This window comes from Veillonella ratti (assembly GCF_003992115.1).
Taxonomy (GTDB): Bacteria; Bacillota; Negativicutes; order Veillonellales; family Veillonellaceae; genus Veillonella_A; species Veillonella_A ratti.
Window position 1 is genome coordinate 18,489 of the sequence record NZ_RQUX01000013.1, and the last position, 26,661, is coordinate 45,149.

Sequence of the window (26,661 nt, forward strand, 5' to 3'; positions counted from 1 at the left end):
CTACTTCAAATACACCAAAGTAGCCCCGGCCCCGCCTTCATCATAGCCGGCAATTTCATAGCGACTGATGTGCGGCAATGTCTTCAAATACTGATGAATACCGGCTCTTAAAGCACCCGTGCCTTTGCCGTGAACGATGCGAACCGGGGAGATACCCGCCATCAGCGCCTGGTCGATAAAGTGACTCACATTCTGATTTGCTTCATCCACAGTCTGACCGATAACATTAAGCTCAGTAGTAGCATGTTTCTGACGTTCCACGGCTGAACCGCCGGCGCGTTTACGCGGTTTTGGTTGTACCGCCGTTTCCTTGCGGCGTAAATTATTAGTCTCTTCGCGGCTGGCGACGGCCAAATCGGTGGCTTTTACATTAGCGGTTAAGCCGTTAACGCTCACTTGAATACGCTTGCCCTGCACGGCTGCTACCGTACCGACTGCATTTAAGGACACCACGAATACAGTCTGCCCTTCTTTCAACTCTTTTACATTCACCGGCGTACGACGTTCCTGTTCCAATTCAGGCACATTAACACCGGATATATCTTTACGCGCTTTCGTAATGGCATCTTGCCGTTTGCCCTTATCCGTTTCTGAAAACTGCGATTTTAATTCTTTAATAATCTGTTCCCCTTCGACACGAATGGATTGTTTAAGCTGCTGCGCTTCATTTTGAGCTTTTGCCAAAATCTGTTTACGGCGATCATTAACCTGTTTCTTTTCACGCTCAGCCTGAGTGCGCATGCGCCGTGCTTCATCAAGTTCCTTCTTGAGTGCCCGTTCCCGCTCCTGATTGCGACGCAATTGTTCGTTCAAATCACTGAGTACCGCTTCCATATCGCGATTAGCGGAACCTTCGTGAGCCTGTTTAGCATAGTCGATGACTTCACGGGGCACGCCGAGACGAGCGGCAATACTCAAGGCATGACTGCTGCCGGCCACACCGATATGAAGTCGATACGTGGGCCGCAATGTGCGTTCATCGAATTCCACATGTCCGTTTTCTATGCCATCCGTATGGTACGCATACCGTTTCAATTCATTATAGTGGGTGCTCACCATCATGAGCGGTCCCCGTTTACGGAAGTATTCGAGTAAAGCAACAGCCAGTGCACTTCCTTCTTCCGGATCCGTACCGGACCCCAACTCATCAAGGAGCACCAGGTCTTTGGCGCCGGCTACTTTTAAAATCTTTACGACCTGGGTCATATGAGCGGAGAACGTACTGAGGCTAGCTTCAATACTCTGCTCATCACCGATGTCGGCATAAATATTATTAAAAATCGGTAAAATAGAGCCTGTTTCGGCCGGAATAAATAAGCCGGCCTGATTCATGAGGCTCAAAAGGCCTAACGTCTTCATAGCTACGGTTTTACCGCCTGTATTTGAGCCCGTAATGAGCAGAATCCGATAGGCCGTCCCCAACGTAATCGTCGTAGGCACTACCACATTGGCCGGAATCAACGGATGACGAGCATTTAAGAGTTTTACTTCCCGTGCCCCGCTAAGTTCGGCCGGAACCGCTTTCATCTTTATCGCCAGATTAGCTTTACCGTACACGAATTCCACATGGGACACGCGTTCACAGGCATCCATCAAGGTATTGCTGTCTTTGCGAACTGCCTGCGACAATTCCCGATAAATACGGCGCACTTCTTCCTCTTCCGCCAATTCCGCTTCCTGCAAATCATTGTTCAGATTTACAAGGCGCATCGGTTCAATATAGAGTGTCGCACCGGTAGCCGAACGGTCGTGAATCAAACCTTCGAAAGCATAGCGATATTCCTGTTTAACCGGAATTACGTAGCGATTATTACGCTGCGTAACGATAGCCTCCTGGAAATACTTCTGGTTGTTCGGATCGTGCATAATCGCCTGCAAATCATTCTTGATGCGGTCTTTCGTACGCACAATGGTAGAGCGTAAATGCTGCAATTTAGGCGATGCAGAATCCATTAAATTACCTTTTTTGTCAAAAACACGCTCAAACTTGCGTTCTAAGCCGTCATGACGATGCATATCCTGAATCCACAATGATAAGAGCGGATAATTCGCATATTTGCTGTGAAAAAATGCATACATACGCTTATACGCGCTCAATGTGGTATATAAATCCCATAATTCTTCATGAGTCAAAATAATTTCTTTGCGACTTTTGGCACAAGCTTCACGAATATCGCGGGTGCCGCCAATCGGTTGTTCGATTTCGGTATTTAGCGAATTGACCGCTTCTACCGTTTCATCGAGAGCCGTTTTAATGGCAATCGGATCCGTTAAAGGCTCCAACTCCATGGCCATTTCCTTGGCTACTTTAGAGCTGCATTCGGCGGCCAATCGTTCTCGAATCACATCAAAATCCAACAGTTTTTCACTGTTCATAGGTAATACAATCCCTCCTATGTAATCACATGGCCAAAGATTGACTACTTTGGCCCCATATATTGCCATAAAATCTTGCTGCGCCACCGTATACTGCAACGGCAGCTTTTTGCCTGGCAATATTTAAATCTATGTTTAAAAATCTCTAAAAAATGCCTTTAAAATAATGTCCCCGTGTAATCGGCAAAGACTCATTCTTAGGCGGTACCGGTAAGGTGTGTGCCAAAATACCGCGATAAGCGCCAATCGTATCACGCAGACATTCTTTAGACTGCTGACGACCGTCAATGCGAAGAATCGCAATGCCTCTTTTTACCAAATCCGGAATGTACGCGCGCATATCGAGCATGCGACTGTTCATGATATGCATACGGCAATAGGGATCTGTACGAAGCGGAAATTCCTCGCCCATGCGGTCACGCAAGCGATAGGAGTCTTTCAAACAAGGGGCCGGACAATTGGCTTTACAACCGGTACCGGCAAAACTGCTGATAACACAGTATTCGGAAATCATGAGCTCCGTAAGCCCGTGAACAACACATTCTATGGGCATAGAGCTATGACGAATGATGGTCGCAATTTGACGTAAAGTGGCTTCTTGGGAAAGTACAACGCTTGAAAGACCTAATTCGGCTACTTCACGCACCGCTTCTTTATTGAACAGCTGCAAACTGCTATCGCCTTCCACTTCGCCTTTATATCCCATCGTTTGGAGCCATTCCAAAGCCCCTAAAAAGTGAATGCTGATGGCATCCGGCTTAGCCGCGATTATCGCTTCTAAGGTTGGGCGATAAGCCTCGATTTCACTTTCTCGAACGATGCGCGGCGTTGCCAATACACAACGAATCTGATGCTCACGACAAATAGTTACCACGCGATTATATACATCTAAATTGTACGGTTTGCGCTGCAAACGGTCACCGCCGAAAATAATCTTCTGCGCCCCCGCTTCAATGGCCGGTTTTAATTGCCATTCTTCATCAAGCTGCACCGAAACAATCGGCATGGACCCGGCCTTAACGCTATGAGTAGCTTTACCGGCTCGCACCATCATACTCTTATAACTTGGTCTATCCTTAAATTCAGCTGCAATGGCACCTTCGATGCGTGTTAACACCTCAGCCATGGCCTTAGTGTGTTTTGCCAACAATATATCTTCCAAGCGGGCAACCGCATCACGGCGCATCTGGTTGAGCACACTGGATGGCCACATAAACGGTTCTTCCGGCATATATAAAGAAGCCAACCGGAACACCGTCGTACCTAAACGACCAATCTGTTCCGAAACTTTTTCATGACCGGTCGGTGTTTTATGCGCCCGTTGCACCACATAGTCACCGCTAACCGTAACAGAGGTGCCGTCATCCATCAAAAGTGTCAAAGTCGGCTCAGAACCTTCCTGGCCATCCAAATAGGCATGCACATCATACTTACGGCCAAATTCCTGTAAATTCTGCCAAACTGTTTTCTTTGGGCCTTCATCGGATGGACCAATACGCTTCCCCCGATTGCCGGGAGCCACAGCGGTAATCATTTCACGACCGGAACGATTTTCCAAATAAGCTGTGGAGAACCCGCGGTTAAAGCCGGCCGTCAAATGTTCTTGGTCTTCAGCCAAGGTTTGCCCCGCTCTATCGATAATCTGACGATACGTGCCGATAACCTCTTTCACGTAGGACGCTTTTTTCATGCGTCCTTCTACCTTGAAAGAAGCCACACCGGCTTCCAAAAGTTCTGCCATGTGCTCACTGTAATTAAGGTCCTTCGGGCTCATGATATACGCTTCGTCTTCAGTATTTATAACCTTGCCCTCACCATCGATAAGTTCATAGGGCAAACGGCACGGTTGCGCACAGGCACCGCGGTTACCACTGCGACCGCCGATAAAGCTACTCATGAGGCACTGACCGGAATAGCATACGCAAAGAGCACCGTGAACAAAAACTTCAATTTCCGCCTTCGCTTCGCGGCAAATTGTCTTAATTTCTTCCAAGCTCATTTCACGAGCCAACACAACACGGGTAAAACCCATGCGTTCCAAGAAGCGTACCGTTCCCATGTTAGTGGCCGTCAGCTGCGTACTGGCGTGCAAATGAAGCTTCGGTGCTACTCGTTTTGCTAGTTCGGCTACCGCCAAATCCTGCACAATAATGGCATCCACGTTGATCCGTTCCAACTCGCGCAAATATTCTTTTAAGTCGTTTAATTCGGTATCACCGATTAATATATTCACCGTAACAAATACGGATACATCCAACAAATGGGCCAAGCGAACCGCTTCAGCCAACTCTTCTATCTCAAAATTGGCTGCATTCGCTCTCGCATTAAAAGCCTTGCCGCCTAAATAAATTGCATCAGCTCCGGCTTCTAAAGCTGCTAAAAAATTTTCCGACGTGCCTGCCGGTGCCAATAATTCCATACGCCCTCCTTAAGGACACAATTCGCCATATTTCTATATAGAATTATATCACATTCTTTAAAAAATATGGCAAAATAAGCCGTTATACTGTGCCATCGCACAATATAGCGGCTTATTAATTATTTAATCAGTTAATGTATTTTACTACTAATTGAGACAAATTGCAACTGTTAGCGCCATTTGACGCCCTAGTAGCCAATTGAGACCTGCATTGGCACAATAGTCAAATAGGCCTCTCCTATTAGCGCAATTTGCAACCCAATTCAGCTAACGCAGCCAAAATGTCGTCAATTGCCGGCTGAATATCTTCATCCGTCAAAGTACCTTCATTGCTACGGAAGGATAAATTGTAAGCTAAGCTGCGATGACCTTCTTCGATGTGAGCCCCTTCATACACGTCAAATACGAACGCTCGTTCCAAATACTGGCCGCCTTTTTCATAAATGACCTGGCTGATAGCTTCGGAAGACACCGTCTTAGGTGCCACGATGGCAAGGTCGCGAGCGGTGCCCGGGAACTTACTGATACCTTGGTAACGAAGCTGACCACGAGTCAATCCTAAGATAGCCGTCACGTCGATATCAAAGAGATACGCTTTACCCGGTAAATCATAAGCTTTCATTACTTGCGGATGCACTTCACCAAGCGTAGCAATAACAGTGCCATCTACAACATACTGAGCACTTACGCCCGGATGGAGATAGGTTTCTTTGGAGCGTTCAATCGTAGCTTCAATGCGAAGTTCTTTAAGAACCGCTTCAAGCACACCTTTCACATCGTAGAAGTCGGTATCACGCTGTGGCTGTGCCCATTGCAAATCCGTCGTTTTGCCCATCATGAAACCACTTACATGGTATTTTTCCACAGGAAGTTCAGTAATAGGCAAGGCCTTCGGTTCGTAAACCGCACCGGCTTCAAATAACCATAAATCATGGTTTTTCTGTGCCAAATTGCGTGCCGCCGTATCAAGCATGCTTGGAATCAAGGTGGTACGCATTACCGGGAATTCTTCCGTAATCGGGTTCAAGATAGGCACCGCCTGATAACGGCTGTCCGTTTCCGGAATGAGTAATTTCTTGAGGCTGTCCGTATGCATGAAGCTGAACGTAATAATTTCACTGAGACCCTGCGTTACCAAAGTCTGACGGATTGCTTTCGTAAGCAATTTCTTATCGCTCATGGTACCGCTGTTAAGGTTGGCCCATGGAGTCGTGTTAGGAATGAAATCGTAACCGTAAATACGAGCTACTTCTTCCGCAATATCCGGCATAACCGTTACGTCACCTCGCCAGGATGGAACACCAACAGTAATTTCATCACCCTTTTCAGTCCAAGTGAAGGACAAGGTGGTCAAAATTTCCTGCATGCGTTCGGCAGAAATGTCGGTACCCAAATAGCTGTTAACCGCGGCAACCGTGAAAGATACAGTACGAGCTTCAGCCGGAGCCGGATATACATCCACCACGCCTTTAGCTACGGTAATATCTTCCATTAATTCCTGCAACAACTGAGCCGCACGGTCAAGGGCTACCGGTGAGTATTCCGCATTGACACCTCGTTCGAAACGACCGGATGCTTCACTGCGCATACCCAACGCACGAGCGGTACGACGAACGGAAGAACCTTTAAATACAGCAGCTTCCAAGATAATCGTAGTCGTTTCATTTGTTACTTCACTATCAAGACCGCCCATAACGCCGGCAACCCCTACAGGGCCGTTAGCATCGGCAATAACGAGCATATCCGTTGTCAATTCACGATCTGTGCCGTCCAAAGTCTTTAACACTTCACCAGCTTTAGCAGCGCGAGCCGTCAACTGATGGCCGGCTACTTTATCGTAGTCGTATGCATGCATCGGTTGGCCGTATTCGAGCATAACATAGTTTGTTACGTCTACCACATTATTGATTGGGCGAATACCACCGTTACGCAAACGGTTCTGGAGCCATAATGGGGACGGTCCCACTTTAACATTGCTGATAACGCGCGCCATGAAACGACTACATAATTCAGCATCATCAATGCCGATTTTCACCATATCGTTCACGGCATTGCCGTTTTCATTCACTTTAACGGTCGGTTCCGTATTCTGAGTTTTTGTCAAAACCGCAAATTCACGACTCAAACCGATCATGGAGAAGCAGTCCGCACGGTTCGGGGTCAATTCAAATTCATAGACAGTATCGTTGAGCATTACCGCATCACGAATATCCATGCCGATTGGCGTACCTTCCGGCAAAATGTAGATACCTTCCCCTTCGCCCGGCATAACCATATCTTTAGGAATGCCCAATTCCGCTACGGAACAGAACATACCATCAGATACTTCACCGCGAAGTTTACCTTTTTTAATTTCCGTACCGTCAGCCAAACGGGATTTATGGTACGCCACCGGTACCACCTGACCAACAGCCACATTCGTTGCTGCCGTTACGATTTGTTTCGTAATTTCTTCGCCCGTTTTGTCATCAAGACAAGCAACCTGGCAAACCTGCAATTTATCAGCATCCGGATGTTTTGTAATTTCTGTGATTTTACCGGTAAAAATCTTTTTCAAACCGGGATCCATCAAGATAACGTCTTCTACCGGAATCCCTGCCTGCGTTAATACATCGGCCAGTTCCTGAGCCGGTTTCGTTGTGTCTACAGGAACATAGTCCTTCATCCATGTTAAACTAGCTTTCATCGTCGTACCTCCTAGAACTGCTTCAAGAAACGCATATCATTATCATAGAATAAACGTAAATCGCCAATGCCGTACAAGAGCATCGCAATACGTTCAACACCCATACCGAAGGCAAACCCCTGCACTTCGTTCGGGTCGTAGCCGTTCATGGTCAACACATTCGGATGAACCATGCCGCAGCCGAGGATTTCGAGCCAGCCCGTATGGGAACATACACGGCAACCTTCACCGCCGCACATACAGCAGGAGATATCAACTTCTGCACTCGGTTCCGTGAACGGGAAGAAGCTGGTACGGAAACGAACTTTTGTTTCTTCGCCGAACATGTGGCGCAAGAACAATTCCAAGGTACCTTTCAAATCGGCAAACGTAATGCCTTTATCCACTACGAGACCTTCCACCTGATGGAATACCGGGGAGTGAGTGGCATCATAGTCCCAACGATATACTTTGCCCGGTGCAATCATGCGTACAGGGCTATTCGGTTCCTGACTCTGAAGCGTACGAGCCTGTACCGGCGAAGTGTGGGTACGAAGCAATACAGAATCCGTAATATAGAAGGAATCTTGCATATCGCGAGCCGGATGGTCAGCCGGCAAATTTAAGCATTCAAAGTTGAAATAATCGCTTTCAATTTCAGGACCTTCCGCAACGGTGTAGCCCATTTTCATGAAAAACCGTTCAATTTCATCGTTAACGGCTGTCAGCGGATGTACATGACCTTGGCGCGTTGCACGGCCCGGCAAGGTAATGTCAATCTCTTCAGCGCCCAATTTAGCAGCCAACACTTCCGCTTCCAATTTTGCCTGCACATCATCAATCATAGCTTCCAATTCCTGACGCACCGTATTTACCAAGGCGCCCATGCGTGGCCGTTCTTCGGCCGATAATTTGCCGAGACCTTTTAATAATGCGGTTACTTCGCCCTTTTTACCTAAATATTTAACGCGGGCATCTTGTAAAGCTTGCAAATCGGTAGCTTTTTGAATAAGCTCGGCCGCTTGCGCTTTCAGGGATTTTAATAATTCTTCCATCCGTCACAACCTCCTAAAACAAAAAAAACCTCCGCCCCGGCAAGGGGCGAAGGTATAACATTCGCGGTACCACCCTAATTAGTACTCAATAACCTTAACGCGGTCTCACGATGAATCTACTCGTTGTTCAATCCATGGCTCCAAAAGGAAAGGCTCTTTGCATCGCATTTATGAAGCTCCCACCAATGCTTCACTCTCTGAAAAACACCTATGCAACGCCGATTTTGTCATCGCCGTAATGTCTACTCGTCATGCCAATGCATCCGTCAAACCTAAAAAGCAACTTTGAAAAACGCCGGTACGACTGAGTTTTTTATTAATCTATGTGTAAGTATATCAACTCTTACGCATTCTGTCAAAAGTATTTACACGTAAAACGCTTTACACACGCCAAGGAAGTTCCGGCATGTCAAACTTGTCTATTACATAGAATGTACCGGTACTCATATACACAAGGTCGCCCACCGTATTGTATAAACGGCCTGTTGTGACCATAGTATGATTGCCGTTGTGTTCTACATTGCCTACGGCGCGCAGTTTTTCACCCGCTTTAACAGCTTTGATGAAATTTCCTTTCATTTCAAGCGTTACCACTCGTTTACCCAAGGTAAAACAAGATACACCCATAACCGTATCGGCGAGGCTCATGTAGACACCACCGTGCACATTGCCGATAAAATTACCGTGTCTCACTGCATCCGTGTCAAACAGTATTTCCAAATGACCGGGATCGCCACCGGTTACACGAGTATACTTTGACCAATCAAAAGTATGTTCATGACACATTTTGTCAAAAAAATCAACTAACGTACGCATTCCTTGTTTTTTACTCACCACTACACTCCCTTCCGTGATTTATTCTACAGCGCAATGCATCAAATAAACAGTATGCAATCAGTACATTTTCTTTTTAGGGACAATGTACTGTACCTATTACTCATAATGTAAAGCATCAATCGGATTCAACTTAGCCGCCTTACGGGCCGGATAAAGACCGAATACGAGGCCGATAGCCATGGAGAAACCAAACGATAAGAGAATCGGCCCCATGGAGATAACCGTCTTCATGCTCGTCAAAGCACCGATTAACTTAGAAGCCCCGATGCCCACCAGAATGCCGATGGCACCGCCCACAAGACTGATTACCACCGCTTCGATGAGGAACTGCATAACGATAACGCGATATGTAGCCCCCAAAGCCTTACGCACCCCAATTTCACGGGTACGTTCCGTAACGGATACGAGCATAATGTTCATGATGCCGATACCGCCGACAACCAGCGAAATGGCTGCTACCGCACCTAAGAACAAGGTCATCGTAGCCGTTGTTTCTTCTACGGTCGCCATAATGGTCGCCATATTACGAACGTTAAAATCATCGAGTTCCGGATTCTTAATATTATGGCGTACACGCAAAATATTTTCTACGTCCGTCTGTAAGCGATCAAGATCCACGCCGTCTTTTGCTTTTATATAAATCATACGCAAATAATCGACACCCTGCAAACGTTCCATCCCCGTGGTATACGGAATGTAGATGACATCGTCCTGGTCATTGCCGAAACTGCCGGAACCTTTACTTTCAAGTACGCCGATTACCTTGTAAGGATTATTTTTAATACGAATATCCTTGCCCACCGGGTCTTCCGTGCCGAATAAGTTCGTTGCTACCGTAGCCCCGATAACGGCCACACGTTCGCGCCGTTCCACCTGAGACGCCGTAATGAAACGACCGGACTTAACCGTCCAATTGTTAATATATTGGAAATCACTATTGACCCCGTTAACACTGGTCGTCCAGTTCTTATTCGTATAAATAACCACATACGAACTGCCCGCCGATACAGGCGACGCCATATCGATATCCTGCAAATGGGAAATGGTCGTATAATCTTCAAGCTTAAGCGTTTTCTGCGAATCCGCCGTAGGCCGAACGCCCGGCGTCCGCGGCGCGCCCGGATACACCATGAGCAAATTACTGCCCAAACTGGAGATGGAGTCCTGTATTTGACTGCGCACACCGTAACCGATAGATACGAGGGCAATAACCGCAGCTACACCGATAATAATCCCCAGCATGGTAAGGAGCGAACGCATCTTATTGGCCACCAAGGACGCCCAGGCCATCAAAAAGCCTTCTTTATACATGTGACGTCCCTCCTTTATTCGTTTGTTCCGTATTTACTTTTTCCGTGACAGTTTTCGATATCACCGACTTAACCGCCTTTTGTTCCGTTGCTGCCGACACGGCTACCGATTCAGTAGGAGCCTGTACCGATTGAAGGCCGGCCATATTCGGATTTTGCTTATCTTCTACGATATAACCGTCGCGGAGCACAATATTGCGGCTCGCAAAGGTAGCAATATCCGGTTCATGGGTAACCAAAATAATGGTACGCCCTTCATTATATAAATTGGTAAAAATATTCATTACATCAACACTGGACTTGGAATCCAAGTTACCGGTCGGTTCGTCGGCCATAATAATGGACGGGTCGTTAGCCAAAGCACGGGCGATAGCCACACGCTGACGCTGACCACCGGAGAGTTCCGCCGGTAAATGGTCGAGCCGTTCACCGAGCCCCAACGAATCCAAAAGATAGGCGGCCCGTTCTTTGCGTTCCTTTTTGGGAACACCGGCATAGACCATAGGCAACGCCACATTATCTTGGGCCGTTAACTTCGGCAACAAGTTAAAACTCTGGAAAACGAAGCCGATTCGTTTATTGCGCACGAAGGCGAGCTCATCATCACTCAACGTGGCCACTTCTTCGCCGTCCAATTTATAGGAACCTGAAGTCGGTCTGTCTAAACAGCCCAAAATATTCATAAACGTGGATTTCCCCGAACCGGATGGACCCATGATGGAAGTAAACTCGCCCTCATAAATATTGAGGTCAATGCCGTGTAGTACCGGCACTACCAGTTTACCGTTAACATAAGTCTTGGTGATTCCTTCCAGTGAAATGACTGCTTGTTTCATCTGCATTCCTCCTAGAACATAGGCCCGCCGGAGTTACTCTGTTTGGACGACGAGGAACCTACATCACCACTGACAACAATTTCATCGCCTTCATTTAAACCTTTGGCAATTTCAATCGTCGTTTCGCCGGTAAGACCGGTTGTTACACTGGTTCGTTCCGGTTTACCGTTTTTAATTACATACACGTATTCGCCCACTTTATCGGTACGCACGGCGGCCAACGGCACAACCAATACATTAGTCCGTTCATCGCCGTAAATCGTAGCACGAGCCGTCATAGTCGGGAAGAAATTCGAAGCATCACTCGGCGAAATGGCTACCTTAACCGTATAGTACACTACACTGCTGCTGGTAGTCCCCATATTACCCTTGGTCCCCAAGGCAATATCGCTGACATAGCCCGTAAAGGTTTTGCCCGGATGAGCATCAACCGTGAAATCTACGCGAGCACCTTTTTTAACACTGCCGATATCTGTTTCATCAACGGTCAAATAAATCTCAAGATTACTCAAATCAGCAACCGTAGCGATAATCATCTGCGTGGAAATCCCGGTACTGATAGTCTGACCCGCTTTTAACGGCGTACCGATAACCGTACCGTCCATGGGCGATGTAATGGTCGTATCGGATAAATTAGCTACCGCCCGATCATAAGCAGCCTGAGCCTTCTGGTAATTCATGAGGGCTGTATCATAGGTCTGTTGCGGAATGGCCCCTTGCGCGACCAAGGTGCTGTAACGATCTAAATCATTTTTGGAATTTTCGAGCGTAGCTCGTGCATCATCAGCCGTTGCCTGTAATTGACGGGCATCGATGGTAGCAATCACCTGACCGGCCGTTACATGATCATTTTCTTTAACCAAAACCTGTTCCAACATGCCGGCCACGTTAGTGGAAATATCTACATAATTTGTCGGGTTGATAGTACCCGTCGAAGTAATAACCGAGGCAATATTCCCCCGCTCTACTTTCCCCGTCGTATACGAGGTCGCTTGTGTGTTATCTTTTGTTTTGAAATAATAAAAAGCGCCACCCAAGACCAGTAATATGAGGATGAGGATCCCCCAAAATTTCTTTGTCCGCCACATGTGCTTAACTCCTTTACTTAAAGACAAAATAATCAGGTCTCTCAATTTTCATATAATTAAAAAGCCCTTCTCGACTATACGGCAAAGAAGGGCTTTTCAGCTCATATGTATAATCGATAATAATTATAGGTTTCACTAATGAGTGCTTAATGAACCTATCGAGCCAATACCGAAATCAGCTCATATTCCGATTCACTGATAGGATAACAACGTGTGCAGGCTTCTTCATACGGCACCATTTCAATCTTGCCGTTTAAAACAGCGGTCAAACAATTACTCTTACCTTCGAGGAGAGCATCAATCGCTTTTTCACTCATGAGCGCCGCCATGGCCGCATCACGAGCCGACGGCGACCCGCCGCGTTGCAAATAACCGAGTACGGTAACACTCGGCGAAATATTGAGGTGTTTATTAATATAACCGCACACTTCAAAACTGTGATACGCCCCTTCGGCCACCATGATGATGCTGTTCGTTTTGCCTGCATTATGGGAAATACGAAGCTGATCACACACTTCATCAAGACTCATGGGCTTTTCGGGAATAAGCACCATTTCGGCACCACAGGCAAGACCGGCACGCACCGCCAAATGGCCGGCACTGCGCCCCATAACTTCAACGATGGCTACACGGTCATGAGCCGTCGTGGTATCACGAATCTTGCTAACCGCATCAACCACCGTATTAAGGGCCGTGTCAAAACCAATGGTATACTCCGTACCGCACATATCGTTATCGATAGTGCCGGGAATCGTAATTGTGGGAATCCCCTGTTTGGCAAGCGCCATGGCACCGGCCATAGAGCCGTCACCTCCGATAACAACGAGCGCGTCAATTTCACGGTCCCGAAGAATCTGAGCCGCTTTTTCCTGGTTCTCCAGCTCCTTAAACTTCGTACAACGAGCCGTCTTGAGCATCGTGCCGCCACGATTAACGATAGCCCCTACATCACGGCGATTCAAAGATTCAAAATCATTTTTTAAAAGCCCTTCAAAACCGCGGCTAATGCCATAGACGTGTAAACCTTCGTAAATCCCTTTACGTACCAAGGCCCGCACCGCCGCATTCATGCCCGGCGCATCACCGCCGCTCGTTAGAATCGCAATATTTTTCATGTTGCTCTACCCCCATAGGACGTCGTTTTTTGAACTCCACACCTTCACGTGCTAACGTTTCGTGGATTGAATCAATTAAATTTTCAGTGCGACCATACGTCGTATCTATGACACAATCACACTTCTTATACACCGGTTTCCAGCGTTGCATCATCGTTTCTACAAAGCCCGCCACATCATCATAATCCATGGTCGGCCGTTTACCAATACGACGATTCACCCGCTTCACGATGCGATATTCAGAAGCCCGAATACCGATAATATACGCATACCGCTGTAAATATCGTACCGTCCGTACATCAAGGGGAAAATTACCACCTACGGAAATAATACACTCATGATACATGCAAACTTTCTTTAAAATTTCACGCTCCGCCGAACGAAAGAGCTTCTCGCCCAGCTTCTCATACACTTCGGCTATGGGCAAATTATAGCGCCGTTCCAAAAGTCGATCCGTATCAACGAACTGCCAACCTTTAGCTTCCGCCAAATTGCGTCCCAAATGACTCTTGCCGCTCCCCATGGTGCCGATTAAAATTATATTTCGTTTCATTACTTAATCCCGCCTATTACAGATTGTGTCATACATAATCACAACGAACTATTACCTGTTACTCCATTCTCATTATGTACGATACCCATTTGATTCTATTCTACTACATCGCGGCATTTAGTAAAAGTATAAAACGAATAGGAATTAAAGAAGTTAATAAAATGTTTAGGTTTAGATGAAAAGCGTATTAAAAAAAGCCATGACAAAAGTCACGGCTCTTGGGTTAAGAAATAATATCAAATTGAATGTGAAGTTGATTGTTTTGTTTATTCAGTTGTTTAGGCTCTATTTGTAGTTCAGGACTATCTCCATTCAATTCTTCAACCAATGTGAAATAATCTCGTAAATTTCCTGTTACTTCTACAGATAAGCTCTTACCCTTCTTATTCTCCGCTTCTTCCATCGCTGTAATTGTTAACGCTTTACCGGACAAATATTTCATTAGTTTATCCTTTAAGGCTTCTTCAGTTATTTCTTTCTTATCGGTCGCCATAATCATCTCGTAAGCCTCACTGCTCACAACAACTTGTTCTGCTTCATTTTGTAAAGTCTGTTGTTCCTGTATCGCTAATAAGTCATTTCTCTCCTGATGGAACCAAAGAACTATACCAACTCCTAAAAGTGTAAGTACCATGTAGCTACCGACTATTTGGTGTATCCTTTTTGGGTTGAGGTTTAGCCTTTTCAAACTTTCCAGATAATTGAAATGTATGGATTTTACGAGTAGCATCAATTCCTTGTTTTGCATTAACAATAACTCCTTTCAAACTCCCCTTGAGCCGTTGACTATACGTCAATACGACCTCCGGTTTTGTACATATACCAGTTACGTTAAAACCATCATCAGTAAAATTAACTGTATCCAGAACTATCTGTGAATTTGCACAATCGACAGTGTGCAATAATATACTTTGACCGGTACTATGTTTTAAATCTCTTGTCAGTCGTTGCTGAATAACCTTTTCATACTTTTGAACTGCCTCGTGGTTAGCGCTGCCTACCGCTTGCATTTCGTATATATCTTCATGCAATTTCTGACTTTCATAGTATAAGTAAAAACCAAATCCCCATAGAAATATTACTAAGAACAAGGCTAAGATTCCAATCAGTATGATTACTGATTTATGATGCCTACAGTACCGTTCACACCGAAACGGCCAAGTCAAAAAATTCACATCATTTCACCTGCCAACTATATTTTTAGCTATTAATGATTCATATATCATTCAATGCGTGGTTGTTAATTTCTCATTTTTTGTATACCTCGATATGCCAGACCTATCGCCATATCCCGCAAAAAAGGATCTGATTTTTCCAATATTATCTTTTCCGTTTTCGCTACTTCTTTTGTTTCTTCAAAAGGAATAGCCGTAAGCTTACCATACTTTTCATAAGCAGCTGCACAATCATCGTCCGATAGATTGCCATATATATCACCGTATAAATAAAATCCTGAAATTCCACTTATACCATAACTGAATAAATCTACCTCTAAATCTTCCAATTCTTTCATTATATCAACCGACTCAAGCGAAATTTTATGATTGCAAATACATACAAATTTATACCAAGCTGTTAATTCCAATATATCATCATGTATAATCCCGATTACAGCGCCTTCTTTTTCAACAAACCTATGTGCTATCGGTCCCGGTGCATAATCTATAATTTTGAGGTTTCCACCACCCTTTAAGACACCGGTTGCCAATTCATTAATGTGCTCTTTTTTTAATGCTACTACGTATACTAATTTATCATTCCCGGAAGACCTAACTTGATTTGGTAAATTTATAGCTACAAAATCAAAATAATAGCTATCTTCCGGCCATGTAACAAATTCAGGAACTGTCCAATGTAGCATCTGATTAATCTCCAGACGTGATAGTGGTGGGATAATCATAACTTTATCCTGACATTCACCAAGAGCCGTTATACCTATAGGTTTATCTTCTAGGGAATATTTGCTTACCAAGTGCTTACAATCATTCATTAATGAATCTTGGCGTTTTTCAACAATTGCATCTTGAATTATTATCCCCTTCTTAGTCTTCGCCATACTAATAGCAATTGTTTGCGTCTCTCCCATCGCAACCCCTATAAATTCTGATTTCATTTGCTAACCATCCCTTCATTAACAGCCTGTTAAAAAAATCTTACTAACTCTACATTAAGATTTTTTGGCCACGGCCCTGGGTCTTCCCTAAAAACTACTAAATATTGTACGATTTGCCCCGTAACACGATTACGATATCGAACCTTAAATTCACTACTACTTGCCTGCCTGTTTAATATATATGACGCTGTATAATTACCATCATTTTCATATATTGTTTCCTGAACTGTAGGCATTAAATCACCTTTTTCGCTGTATTCTCGTAACAAACAACCAATGATGCCCTCTGCTTTATAATTCATAGCCGTTAATGCTACTTCATCATGAGTAATCCCCACGATAATATTCATTTCATCACTCAATGCCGACCAAAATAAAAGTAATATTGTCCCTATAATAAGTGCCATATATGTGAAAAAACCACCTATATTATTAGTCTTAGCGCATTTGCTCTTTCTTCGCCCATAGTAACAGGGCTTGTTTTTAAACTTAAAAGGACTCTTCAATATATCAGCTCCTTGTTGGCGAATATTGAAAATAGTCTAAATTAGGAAGTACCGTAATATCCGTCCCTATCTTATATTGATTAGCATTCATTGTATTAGGTGTTCCCTTTACTTCGACTTGCCAATTCATGTGGATAGGACTTTTTGGAGAAAATTGTTCAAACGATTTTCCCTCTATAAGAGGTGTCACTATGAGCCTCCCCCAAGAAGGACTAATAGTAGGTGAGGATAATGCTTGTTTTTGACCATCACTTAAAACACGCTTGGCTTCTGTGCCCTCAATACCAAACCAACGTACACCATCATATAGAATATATTGGCCTGTACGGCCAACCGTAACAGTCTTATCTGCACGTTTAGTAAAGTTAACTATTGTTAATCGTATCGTCATGCTTTCTAATAAAACCTCATTTTCTATTTGCCAGCGTTGTGCCCATTGCAAAGAGACTAACATTAAGCTTAATAAGGCCCCCATGGCAATACAAATAACAGTAGTACTAATTAACAATTCACCCAATAAAAATCCGGAATTACCTCTCTTTATTAGTAGCCGATATTCCCTGCCAAATATACGTTGAGAAATGAAGTATTTCTTGATCTCCATAATATCCTGTTACCTCTAACTCCTTAACTTCCATATTATGCACATGCTTAGAATTTATTGCTCTAACTAATCTATATGGCGCTTTTACCTTAGGAAGTTCTCCCGGTTCGCCAAATTGTTGATAATTATATTTACTCTGTTCCATCGCTGTAATAGCAATGGGCACTATTACTTGTGCTCTTTTAGCGCTTCGCCATTGAATAATTAATGTCCCCATCATCGCCGTAACAGTCAGGATAAATAAGGCAACAATCATTGTACCGCCTAAAGTTTCAGCATATAAATATCCTTTAGAATGTTCCTTCAATCCAACGAATCCTCGGTGTTTGTTGCGAAAAAATATATTTTCGATATTTTCGCAATACATAATCATAGATTTCAAAACTATATAAATCACTCTGCCCATCATATTTACCTAAATATGCCGATTGTTTTGTTCTCGAATTATTTACCAACTTCATAGTATTAGGCACAAAAATTTCTTGTTCTCCCCATAAGGTAGCATATAAATTCACCTCATATGACGAATCACTTACGTATATTGTATTAAGTGGTCTTCCCTGTGTTCCGGAACCACCATTAAAAGAAAGTAATTGAGTTCGTTTAATTGTGTAATAAAATAGTCTACTCACTCGATCAAATTGCCAGTTTTCGTTCATGGTTTTTGATATAGCAAGCTGTGCCATCCCCAATAATAAAATTAATAATGTACTATAAATCAAAACTTCTATTAATAAAAATCCACCCTTACAATGATTTTTTCCATAATATATGCTCAAATTATTTATATAGTGTTTCATAATATTGACCATAAATTTTCCCAAATATACATAATAGCGGCTGCACTACATAAAAAAGGACCAAATGGCAGTATACGTAATACCTTACCTGAATACAGATAGTACAAAAGTACCCAACCGGTTCCACCGATAAGCGCCAATAAAATAGCTTGCCACAAAGCCAATGGTGATAACCATAATGTAAATACACTACACCATTTCACATCCCCAAGACCCAAACCGTCGTTTGTTAATTTACTAAATAGATATCCTCCCACTAATACAATGCCTGCCATTTCAACAGTTTGAAAAAAAGAAATCCCCAATAACCATATCCGACTTATTCCAACTATGAGCAAAAAAACAGCACCCTCATCAGGCAGAATCAGGTAATACTTATCGATGGTAGCGCCCATAAAAAGAGTGAAACCGAAGATAATCATTAAAAGACTTTCTTTTATATTTACTGTCAAATGGCTGCAAATTAATCCGCCGAGCATTCCTATAAGAATGTAAATTAACATCAAAATTATAGAACGCCGTTCTCGTTCTATAACAATTTCTTTTAAGAGATAGAAACCGGTTAATCCGGCCAATGCACCACTTATACCACCTACAATGTATTGTAACCACATATACTAACCACTACGTTCCTTTTTTATACATCAGAGCTTACATACCATTAAACTCATAGAGTTTAATCAATCAATTTAACCAATTTACTTATTTTAGACGTTCTAAACTATCCCCATAATTAAATTCTGATTCTCGCCTAATTTGCATTCGTATTATCAGTAGCTGTTACAACAATATGAGTACCTGTACCACCTGCATTGGTTTCAGATGTTACCGCATAATCTCCACCCTTTGGTGTTTTAACAGCTTCAGATAAATAGCCTGCTTTATATAAATCTTCAACTGAAGGAACTTCATCAGTCCCTCTATCAACCATATAAAGTTGAGCCGCATTTGCAATTGTCTGTGTGTCCGCTTTGATTTTAGCCTCACGAGCTTTGTCCCCGGCCGATAAAAATTGTGGCATTGCCACCGCAGCTAAAATAGCAATAATTGCTACTACCACCATTAACTCAACTAAGGTGAAACCACCTTCTTTTTTACGTTTATCACGTAAGGCCTTATGATACGATGCTAACCACTGTTTAACGCGTTCTCTAAGTGAAATATTTGTTACATTATCCATAAAAAATCCTCCTAACACTCTGATTACTAAACATGCTGCATTGCCGTCACTGCATTAAACATAGGCAACATAACAGCAATGACTAAGATAGCTACCCCTATCCCCATAAGAGATACCATAATCGGCTCCATTAATTGTTGTAATTTTGCCATATAACGGGAAGTCAATCGATCATAATAGGAAGCACCATGATTCAGCATGGCTACCATATCCCCAGTCTCTTCACCTATAGTAATTAACTCCCAAAGAAATTCATTTCCCAATTTGGCCTTTTTTAAAGCGTCTCCAAATGTAGTTCCTTTAGCTAATAAATTATTTACTTGTGTTTGCAATAAAGTAGCATAGGGATTACCCCATAATGACTTTGTTAATATCAGCATATCTGTAATTGTTAAGCCACTGTCCAATAAAATAGCCCATACCTTTGTAATTCTGGCTAAAAAAAAGCAATCAAACCATTCATGCCCACTACCGCGTTGCCATATATATCTCAACACGACTAAACGAATATCAGCTTGTTGCCAGATACACCAACTCCCAAATATGAATAAGCCTAATAAACCTATGCATAAAGTTACATGAGTTGTGACAAAATCTCCGAAACTAAATAATATTTTTGTAATAAATGGCAAAGGTACTTGCATAGACATGAATACTTTTTTAAAAGCCGGTAATATAAACACTACCGTCACGCCTATGAATATCATCATGAGTAACAATAAAAATGCCGGATACGCCGCTGCTCCACTTAATTGTCGTTGCCACGCCCATTGTTTCTCATAGTATTCTTTAATTTGAGAAAAACTGTGCGCTAAAGTACCCGCAGCCTCACCGGCTTGCAGTAAAGCGCAACCGATATTAGGGAACCCTACCTCTGATAATACCTTTGAAAGTGGATTACCTCGCTGTATAGCTTCATTAATTACCACATAAGGAATATGCTTTATCGGCTTAGCGCTCAAAAATTGCATAACACGGCGTATAGAAATACCTGCTTCTAGTAATAAAGACATACGATATGAAAACTCTATAATATCTTTATACCGCCACTTAACACTATTTACTTCAGAAGATTTTATTAATGCAACTTCAATAATATGCCATCCTTTATATTGCAGTTTTTGAACTATTTCTTCACTTGATTCAGCCCATATGGTATCTTCTTGTATCACCCCCTTTGCGTCAAAGGCCCTATAGTTATACTGTTTCATAAGCCTGTTCCAAAACCTCCTTAAATTCACTACGTTCTCCCCATTCAGCTTTAAGAGCTGCTACTGCCATTTCCATTGTCTGCATTGGCGGTTGTGTTTCTTGAATTGATACAATTTGTGGTTCTTTACGTTGACGAATCAAATTTGCTACAGCCGGTGTATTTAATAAAATATCTCTAACTACCACAAATTGTTTATCAAATCTTAATAACCGCTGGCATAATACAGCTCTTAATACTTGAGATAGTTGAGCTCTCACTTCTTCCTGTTGGGAAGCCGGGAAAACCGAAATCATCCGATTAATAGCCATTACTGCCCTTTGTGTGTGTAAAGTAGCAAATACTAAATGTCCCGTTTCAGCCGCATGTAATGCAGCTTCCAAGGTTTCACGGTCACGCAATTCGCCAATCATAATTACATCCGGATCTTCACGTAACGCATCGCGAACGCCCGCAGCCATTGATTCCATATCTTGTCCCAGTTGACGCTGATGAATCAAACTTTGGTTATTTTCAAATGTAAATTCAATAGGGTCTTCCAAGGTAATAATATGCTTATGACATTCATCATTAATGCATTGTAGACAGGTAGCCAAAGTATAACTTTTGCCTGAACCGGTAGGCCCCGTAACAAGGACTAAGCCCTCTTGTAAATGAACAATTCGATGCAATAACTTACCTGCTTCCCCATTCGGCATCATCAGTGACTGATTATATAAAATACGCAATGTACCACAACGTTGTTGTTTAGCTTGATATAAATGAACCCTTACTCTAATCTTTTTAAATGAAAAAGCGCTGTCTTTCGAAAATGCCGCATATAATTTACGTGCATCAGCCACTTGTTCTAATGACTCGCTTACTTTATGTTCCAAAGTCGTAACTACATTCAAATGACCATTATCCCTATTTTCATTATTTAATTTGCCGCATTCACTTGCTTTTAAAATTTCTGTAAACAAAGCATCTGATACCTTAATCCCATTACACTTAACAATATCATTACCTAAGCGAAAATAAGGCTCCTGATGCAGTTCAAGATGAACGTCTGTTGCCCCTTCAGCAATGGCTCGCTGCAACAATTCACTTAAACTCATAGTAACTCACCTTCAATATATTAAACTCCCCGAATTTCAATGCCGTTACGCCTTACTTCATCAACTGTAGTTAGCCCCTTTCTTACAGCAAGCGTTCCTGATTCCAATAAAGTAGGTCTTACATATTGTTCACAATGTGTCCAATCTACCGAATTATCCGGTAAAGCTAATAATTCATACAGTGCCAATCGGCCACAAAAGCCACAACTCGTTTTTCTTCGTACCAAACGCTGTGCTATAGCACCTAATAAAGTTGCTCTAACCAAATAATCTTCAATTCCCATATCCAATAACCGTTCTCGTACACCTAATGCTGTATTAGTATGTATTGTCGCCAACACTCGGTGACCTGTTAATGCTGCTTGAACTGCTAATTCTGCAGTTTCTCTATCACGAATTTCACCAACCATAATCGTATCAGGATCTTGTCGCAAAACAGCACGTAATGCTTTAGGAAAAGTTAATCCTGCTTTTGGATTTATTTGCACCTGTATCGCACCCGGAATATCTGCTTCTACAGGATTTTCCAGCGAAATTACATTATCCGTAACCGTATTTAATAACCTAAGTAAAGCATATAATGTACTGGTTTTACCGGAACCGGTCGGTCCTGAAATTAAAAGCAAACCATACGGCCTTTGCAATAAATTAATTACGATTTGTCGTACTTCTTCCGTCATCCCTAATTGCTCTAAACTTTTATAACAGTTTTCGCTACCTACAATACGACATACTATTGTCTCCCCATAAACAGAAGGCAATGACGAAACACGAAGCATAACATCTTTTTTATCTTTGCCCTGCCAACACCAACGCCCATCTTGCGGTAACCGTTTTTCACTAATGTCCATACCACTTAAAATTTTAATTCTGTTTATTAACTTATCTGCTGAATCCTGATCTATCTTTTCATGTATATCCAGTACTCCATCAATTCTAAAGCGTATTAATAAACCTTCCTTTGTGGCATCAAAATGGATATCACTGGCATTTTCCCTTACCGCTTGACTAATCAATTTGTCCAATTCTAATTCAACCTGAAACATAATCGCCCCCTTTATACCCGGCTACAAAAGAGAATTTCTTTATTTATTTTTTTATTCCTGCTTAATTCCACCAATGGTGCGCATTGGCACTGACAGTATGAGTCAACACAGAAAAAATCACAAAAAAACACCCTTCAGCCGTTTTTATCGTAGCCAACCTGACATATTAGCTATCAAAAACGACTAAAGAGTGTTTTAAACGAGGTATAAAGAAGTTTGAAGTTTTATTTGAAGTTTATATTAGAGGATTTGTTAAGGTAAAGTTGTTCTTATGCCTGGTGAACGACTTTGCCTTTTTTAATAACCGTTTCTACAATGTTCACGCCCGTATGATATGGCAAGAATTTGTAGGACGGATATTGGAGAATTACCAGGTCGGCCTGTTTGCCGGCTTCAAGGGAGCCGATTGTATCCGCACGCCCTACGGCAGCTGCCCCATTTAGCGTAAGCGCCGTAATGGCTTCTTCCGCCGTCATTCCCATATAGATAACACCGAGAGCAATCATAAGAGGTACAGAGTTGGTGAACCCGCTGCCCGGGTTGAAGTCGGTAGCGAGTGCTACGGCACAACCGGCATCAATCATTTTGCGAGCCGGTGCAAACGGTTCTTTGAGACAAAATGCGGTGGTCGGTAACAAGGTCGCTACCGTATCGCTGTTTGCCAGCGCTTTAATACCTTCATCAGATGCATGTAATAAGTGATCCGCCGAGGTGCACCCCAGTTCAGCACCCAATTCGGCACCGCCCAAGGTTACGATTTCATCGGCATGGATTTTTAAGTCAAAGCCCATGTCTTTGGCTTGCTGCAAGTATTTGCGGCTTTCTTCGATGGAGAAAACGCCTTTTTCACAGAAGATATCACAGAACTGAGCGAGGTCCGCTTTTTTAACGTCCGGCATAACTTTTTTAACGAGGAATTCTAAGAATTCTTCGTTACGGCCTTTGTATTCCGGGGGAATGGAGTGCGCCCCCATGAAGGTGCGCACGATTTCTACGGGCTGGCGCTGTTCCAATTCTTTCATGACTTCCAGCTGTTTGAGCTCCGTATCGTGGTCCATACCGTAACCACTTTTACCTTCCACCGTGGTAATACCGAAAGCGAGCATTTTCTCTAAAATATCCATGCTGTGTTCAATCAACTCTTCCGCTGAGGCATTGCGAGTGGCCTTCATGGTGTTGTTGATACCGCCGCCCCGTTCCATGATTTCCATGTACGTCATGCCTTCCATGCGCCACAAGAACTCATCGGCACGGTAACCGCCGAACACAAAGTGAGTATGCGAATCTACGAAACCGGGCAGCACCGTTTTACCGGTGGCATCAATCTGTTTGTCAGCCGGTACGGTTTTCGCCCATTCCGCCCCATCGCCGACGGCCACAATGTGACCGTCTTCGATGAGAACAGAGGCATTTTCATAGACTTTAACATCTTTCATGGCTGCCCCTTTAATCGCCGTATGACCTAGCGGTGTTACGACCTGGGCAGCATTTTTTATTAATAATTGGTCTCCCATATTCAGCTCCTTTCGTTCTTCATATAGTCTTTCATTTGTTTGTTAATAAGCTCTATGGAACTTCTATTCGACTGCCAATCGCCTGCTGATAGACTTCTATTAGTCTTTAATCACTTTAGCTGTCGGATATACTTTAGCAACAGCGGCTTTTACTTTCGCATCGTCCGCTACGAACGGAATCGTAATGTGGCCTACGCCGGCACGAGTTTTGTTAAATTCAACAGCTGTTTCCATAGCATGTTCGTTGCGAGCCCAGGAACGACGAGCTACACCGCCGATAACGTCCCAAGATAAAGCGGAGCGGATGATTTCATCAACGCGATGACTGCCGTCAAGCACGAGGCCGAAACCGCCGTTAATGGCTTTACCGATACCGGTACCGCCGCCGTTATGAAGTGCGATTAAGCTCATACCGCGCGCTGCGTTACCTGCATAAGTCTGAATAGCCATGTCGGCCATAACATTGGAGCCGTCTTTAATGTTAGATGTTTCACGGAATGGCGAGTCTGTACCGGATACGTCATGATGGTCACGACCGAGCATAACCGGTCCGATTTCACCTAAACGAACAAGTTCATTGAAGCGAAGCGCAATGCGTACACGGCCAACTTCGTCCTGATACAGAATACGAGCTTGCGTGCCGACTACCATCTGGTTCTTTTCAGCATCGCGAATCCAGTTATAGTTGTCGCGGTCCTGATAACGACGATCCACTTCGATGCATTCCATAGCGGCTTGGTCCGTCTTATGTAAGTCTTCCGGTTTACCGCTGAGGCATACCCAACGGAACGGACCGTAGCCGTAATCGAAGAGATGAGGACCCATGATGTCTTCTACATAGCTTGGCCAAATGAAACCGTCTTTTTCATCAACGCCGTTTTTCGAAATTTCTTTAACGCCCGCATCATATACGGCTTTCATGAAGGAGTTGCCGTAATCAAAGAAGTAAATGCCTTTAGCTGTTAATTTTTTTAGCGCTGCAAAATGAGCTTTCAATGTTTCATTTACGAGGCCATGGAATTTAGCCGGATCTTCAGCCAACATTTGGGTACGTTCTTCGAAAGTGATGCCTTTTGGACAATAACCGCCGTCATATACATTATGACAGGAAGTCTGGTCGGAAATCAAATCAACGTGAACGTCATGTTCAGCGATGTATTCAAGTAAATCAACGATGTTGCCATGGTACGCATAGGCTTTACCTTCTTTGGCTGCCATGGAATCCTGCGCCATTTTAATCACTTCAGGAATGGAATCGGACACGCCGGAAATCCAGCCTTGATCCAAACGAGTTTTAATACGGGAATAGTCTACTTCCGCAATGATAGCTACGCAGTTGGCAATTTCAGCTGCCTTACCTTGAGCACCACTCATGCCGCCGAGGCCGGACGTAACGAATAATTTACCGCTTAAGTCGCCGTCTACCGGAATACCGAGTTTCATACGACCGGCGTTCAAAATCGTATTAAATGTGCCATGTACGATACCTTGCGGTCCGATGTACATCCAGCCGCCGGCCGTCATTTGACCATAGTTGGCAACGCCCATTTCTTCGGCGATTTCCCAGTCTTTTAAGTTATCGAATAAGCCTACCATCATACCGTTCGTAATGATTACGCGCGGCGCTTCCGGTTTGGAGCGGAATAAACCTACCGGATGACCGGATGCCACTACAAGCGTCTGATCCTGTGTCAATTCTTCCAAATAACGTTTAATGAGCAAATATTGCATCCAGTCATGACATACGCTACCGGTTTCACCATAGGTAACAAGTTCATACGGATAGAGGGCTACGGCGAAGTCCAAGTTGTTATCAATCATAACTTGGAACGCTTTCCCTTCCACACATTTGCCTTTATATTCATCAATTGGTTTGCCGTATAAATTACCTTCAGGGCGGAAGCGGTAACCGTAAATACGACCGCGTGTCGTTAATTCTTCTAAAAATTCAGGAATCAATTCATCATGATATTCTTCCGGAATGTAACGTAACGCATTTTTAAGAGCTACTTCGGTTTGTTCCGGTGTCAAACGAAAACCGCGATCAGGTGCCCGACGAATGCCTTCCTGGAAGGTTTTCTTCGCCGGTAAGCCCTTGGAGAAGTCAAGTTTGATTGTCATTGCAGATTGAACAGTTGCGTTATTCATAGGTCCACCCCTTTTGCAAAATTACGACCGACAAATTATTTTGTCATACATCAATTGGTACTTACAATTACACTAATGCGTATATTTACTACCTTCTTACTTGTATTTTAAATAATTCTAATCTGAAAAACGTCCAAGAAAATCCAACCCAACTTGATTTATGACTTTGATTAATTTTAGGCTTTTTTA

24 protein-coding genes are annotated in these 26,661 nt (G+C 43.4%); all 24 read right to left on the reverse strand.

The features are described from left to right. The 24 genes from EO124_RS06735 to hutU all read right to left on the reverse strand — a co-directional run bounded on the left by EO124_RS06735 (position 1) and on the right by hutU (position 26,472). Positions 1-2,376: an endonuclease MutS2 gene (locus EO124_RS06735; protein WP_127058879.1), complete on the reverse strand. Its 2,376-nt coding sequence runs from the start codon at positions 2,374-2,376 to the stop codon at positions 1-3. 145 nt (positions 2,377-2,521) lie between these two features. After that, on the reverse strand, positions 2,522-4,795 hold the full coding sequence (locus EO124_RS06740) for a U32 family peptidase (RefSeq protein ID WP_127058880.1): 2,274 nt from the start codon (positions 4,793-4,795) through the stop codon (positions 2,522-2,524). 241 nt (positions 4,796-5,036) lie between these two features. Next, complete coding sequence (gene pheT / locus EO124_RS06745; RefSeq protein ID WP_127058881.1) at positions 5,037-7,481, reverse strand: phenylalanine--tRNA ligase subunit beta; 2,445 nt, start codon at positions 7,479-7,481, stop codon at positions 5,037-5,039. An 11-nt stretch (positions 7,482-7,492) separates the two neighbouring features. Then, positions 7,493-8,515 (reverse strand): phenylalanine--tRNA ligase subunit alpha, encoded by a 1,023-nt coding sequence (gene pheS, locus EO124_RS06750; RefSeq protein ID WP_021842515.1) that lies wholly within the window; start codon positions 8,513-8,515, stop codon positions 7,493-7,495. 381 nt (positions 8,516-8,896) lie between these two features. After that, positions 8,897-9,349 (reverse strand): PaaI family thioesterase, encoded by a 453-nt coding sequence (locus EO124_RS06755; protein ID WP_127058882.1) that lies wholly within the window; start codon positions 9,347-9,349, stop codon positions 8,897-8,899. 99 nt (positions 9,350-9,448) lie between these two features. After that, a complete protein-coding gene (locus tag EO124_RS06760; RefSeq protein WP_021842517.1) occupies positions 9,449-10,663 on the reverse strand; it encodes an ABC transporter permease in 1,215 nt (404 codons plus the stop codon). Further along, positions 10,656-11,498, reverse strand: a complete 843-nt coding sequence (locus EO124_RS06765) for an ABC transporter ATP-binding protein (protein ID WP_241230684.1) — start codon at positions 11,496-11,498, stop codon at positions 10,656-10,658. The genes EO124_RS06760 and EO124_RS06765 overlap by 8 nt, the downstream gene beginning before the upstream one ends. An 11-nt stretch (positions 11,499-11,509) precedes the next feature. Beyond that, complete coding sequence (locus tag EO124_RS06770; RefSeq protein ID WP_127058883.1) at positions 11,510-12,586, reverse strand: efflux RND transporter periplasmic adaptor subunit; 1,077 nt, start codon at positions 12,584-12,586, stop codon at positions 11,510-11,512. 155 nt (positions 12,587-12,741) lie between these two features. Further along, positions 12,742-13,701 (reverse strand): 6-phosphofructokinase, encoded by a 960-nt coding sequence (pfkA, locus tag EO124_RS06775; protein ID WP_021842520.1) that lies wholly within the window; start codon positions 13,699-13,701, stop codon positions 12,742-12,744. Beyond that, entirely contained in the window at positions 13,667-14,254 is a 588-nt protein-coding gene (locus tag EO124_RS06780; protein WP_021842521.1) for a shikimate kinase, read from the reverse strand. Before EO124_RS06780 ends, pfkA begins: the two co-directional genes overlap by 35 nt. 223 nt (positions 14,255-14,477) lie before the next feature. Further along, entirely contained in the window at positions 14,478-14,888 is a 411-nt protein-coding gene (locus EO124_RS06785; protein ID WP_127058884.1) for a hypothetical protein, read from the reverse strand. A 4-nt stretch (positions 14,889-14,892) separates the two neighbouring features. Further along, the gene (locus EO124_RS06790; RefSeq protein WP_164726575.1) at positions 14,893-15,285 is read right to left on the reverse strand and encodes a hypothetical protein; all 393 of its coding nucleotides are present in this window, start codon (positions 15,283-15,285) and stop codon (positions 14,893-14,895) included. Between the two features lie 209 nt (positions 15,286-15,494). Then, positions 15,495-16,367: a hypothetical protein gene (locus EO124_RS06795; protein ID WP_127058886.1), complete on the reverse strand. Its 873-nt coding sequence runs from the start codon at positions 16,365-16,367 to the stop codon at positions 15,495-15,497. Between the two features lie 29 nt (positions 16,368-16,396). After that, entirely contained in the window at positions 16,397-16,774 is a 378-nt protein-coding gene (locus EO124_RS06800; RefSeq protein ID WP_127058887.1) for a hypothetical protein, read from the reverse strand. A gap of 103 nt (positions 16,775-16,877) precedes the next feature. After that, the gene (locus EO124_RS06805) at positions 16,878-17,477 is read right to left on the reverse strand and encodes a hypothetical protein (RefSeq protein ID WP_164726576.1); all 600 of its coding nucleotides are present in this window, start codon (positions 17,475-17,477) and stop codon (positions 16,878-16,880) included. After that, a complete protein-coding gene (locus EO124_RS06810) occupies positions 17,404-17,784 on the reverse strand; it encodes a hypothetical protein (RefSeq protein ID WP_127058889.1) in 381 nt (126 codons plus the stop codon). The genes EO124_RS06805 and EO124_RS06810 overlap by 74 nt, the downstream gene beginning before the upstream one ends. Then, entirely contained in the window at positions 17,768-18,289 is a 522-nt protein-coding gene (locus tag EO124_RS06815; protein ID WP_164726577.1) for a hypothetical protein, read from the reverse strand. The genes EO124_RS06810 and EO124_RS06815 overlap by 17 nt, the downstream gene beginning before the upstream one ends. Beyond that, positions 18,274-18,891: a prepilin peptidase gene (locus tag EO124_RS06820; protein WP_127058891.1), complete on the reverse strand. Its 618-nt coding sequence runs from the start codon at positions 18,889-18,891 to the stop codon at positions 18,274-18,276. Before EO124_RS06820 ends, EO124_RS06815 begins: the two co-directional genes overlap by 16 nt. Positions 18,892-19,028: 137 nt before the next feature. Continuing rightward, positions 19,029-19,457, reverse strand: a complete 429-nt coding sequence (locus EO124_RS06825; protein ID WP_127058892.1) for a competence type IV pilus major pilin ComGC — start codon at positions 19,455-19,457, stop codon at positions 19,029-19,031. A gap of 26 nt (positions 19,458-19,483) precedes the next feature. Beyond that, on the reverse strand, positions 19,484-20,668 hold the full coding sequence (locus tag EO124_RS06830) for a type II secretion system F family protein (RefSeq protein WP_127058893.1): 1,185 nt from the start codon (positions 20,666-20,668) through the stop codon (positions 19,484-19,486). Further along, complete coding sequence (locus EO124_RS06835) at positions 20,655-21,764, reverse strand: type IV pilus twitching motility protein PilT (RefSeq protein ID WP_127058894.1); 1,110 nt, start codon at positions 21,762-21,764, stop codon at positions 20,655-20,657. The genes EO124_RS06830 and EO124_RS06835 overlap by 14 nt, the downstream gene beginning before the upstream one ends. Positions 21,765-21,784: 20 nt before the next feature. Then, positions 21,785-22,810 (reverse strand): GspE/PulE family protein, encoded by a 1,026-nt coding sequence (locus EO124_RS06840; RefSeq protein ID WP_127058895.1) that lies wholly within the window; start codon positions 22,808-22,810, stop codon positions 21,785-21,787. A 269-nt stretch (positions 22,811-23,079) separates the two neighbouring features. After that, a complete protein-coding gene (gene hutI, locus EO124_RS06845; protein WP_127058896.1) occupies positions 23,080-24,324 on the reverse strand; it encodes an imidazolonepropionase in 1,245 nt (414 codons plus the stop codon). A gap of 99 nt (positions 24,325-24,423) precedes the next feature. Then, positions 24,424-26,472: a urocanate hydratase gene (gene hutU, locus EO124_RS06850; protein ID WP_021842533.1), complete on the reverse strand. Its 2,049-nt coding sequence runs from the start codon at positions 26,470-26,472 to the stop codon at positions 24,424-24,426. Between the last annotated feature and the right edge of the window lie 189 nt (positions 26,473-26,661).

Bases quoted from the DNA above. Each gene is read 5' to 3' on its own strand.
- EO124_RS06805 (WP_164726576.1), bottom strand. From the start codon at position 17,477: ATGGAGATCAAGAAATACTTCATTTCTCAACGTATATTTGGCAGGGAA.
- EO124_RS06770 (WP_127058883.1), bottom strand. From the start codon at position 12,586: ATGTGGCGGACAAAGAAATTTTGGGGGATCCTCATCCTCATATTACTG.
- EO124_RS06740 (WP_127058880.1), bottom strand. From the start codon at position 4,795: ATGGAATTATTGGCACCGGCAGGCACGTCGGAAAATTTTTTAGCAGCT.
- EO124_RS06825 (WP_127058892.1), bottom strand. From the start codon at position 19,457: ATGGATAATGTAACAAATATTTCACTTAGAGAACGCGTTAAACAGTGG.
- EO124_RS06800 (WP_127058887.1), bottom strand. From the start codon at position 16,774: ATGGCACTTATTATAGGGACAATATTACTTTTATTTTGGTCGGCATTG.
- pfkA (WP_021842520.1), bottom strand. From the start codon at position 13,701: ATGAAAAATATTGCGATTCTAACGAGCGGCGGTGATGCGCCGGGCATG.
- hutU (WP_021842533.1), bottom strand. From the start codon at position 26,472: ATGAATAACGCAACTGTTCAATCTGCAATGACAATCAAACTTGACTTC.
- pheS (WP_021842515.1), bottom strand. From the start codon at position 8,515: ATGGAAGAATTATTAAAATCCCTGAAAGCGCAAGCGGCCGAGCTTATT.
- EO124_RS06765 (WP_241230684.1), bottom strand. From the start codon at position 11,498: ATGAAACAAGCAGTCATTTCACTGGAAGGAATCACCAAGACTTATGTT.
- pheT (WP_127058881.1), bottom strand. From the start codon at position 7,481: ATGAAAGCTAGTTTAACATGGATGAAGGACTATGTTCCTGTAGACACA.
- EO124_RS06840 (WP_127058895.1), bottom strand. From the start codon at position 22,810: ATGTTTCAGGTTGAATTAGAATTGGACAAATTGATTAGTCAAGCGGTA.
- hutI (WP_127058896.1), bottom strand. From the start codon at position 24,324: ATGGGAGACCAATTATTAATAAAAAATGCTGCCCAGGTCGTAACACCG.
- EO124_RS06760 (WP_021842517.1), bottom strand. From the start codon at position 10,663: ATGTATAAAGAAGGCTTTTTGATGGCCTGGGCGTCCTTGGTGGCCAAT.
- EO124_RS06820 (WP_127058891.1), bottom strand. From the start codon at position 18,891: ATGTGGTTACAATACATTGTAGGTGGTATAAGTGGTGCATTGGCCGGA.
- EO124_RS06735 (WP_127058879.1), bottom strand. From the start codon at position 2,376: ATGAACAGTGAAAAACTGTTGGATTTTGATGTGATTCGAGAACGATTG.
- EO124_RS06795 (WP_127058886.1), bottom strand. From the start codon at position 16,367: ATGAAATCAGAATTTATAGGGGTTGCGATGGGAGAGACGCAAACAATT.
- EO124_RS06835 (WP_127058894.1), bottom strand. From the start codon at position 21,764: ATGAGTTTAAGTGAATTGTTGCAGCGAGCCATTGCTGAAGGGGCAACA.
- EO124_RS06785 (WP_127058884.1), bottom strand. From the start codon at position 14,888: ATGGTACTTACACTTTTAGGAGTTGGTATAGTTCTTTGGTTCCATCAG.
- EO124_RS06780 (WP_021842521.1), bottom strand. From the start codon at position 14,254: ATGAAACGAAATATAATTTTAATCGGCACCATGGGGAGCGGCAAGAGT.
- EO124_RS06830 (WP_127058893.1), bottom strand. From the start codon at position 20,668: ATGAAACAGTATAACTATAGGGCCTTTGACGCAAAGGGGGTGATACAA.
- EO124_RS06815 (WP_164726577.1), bottom strand. From the start codon at position 18,289: ATGGTCAATATTATGAAACACTATATAAATAATTTGAGCATATATTAT.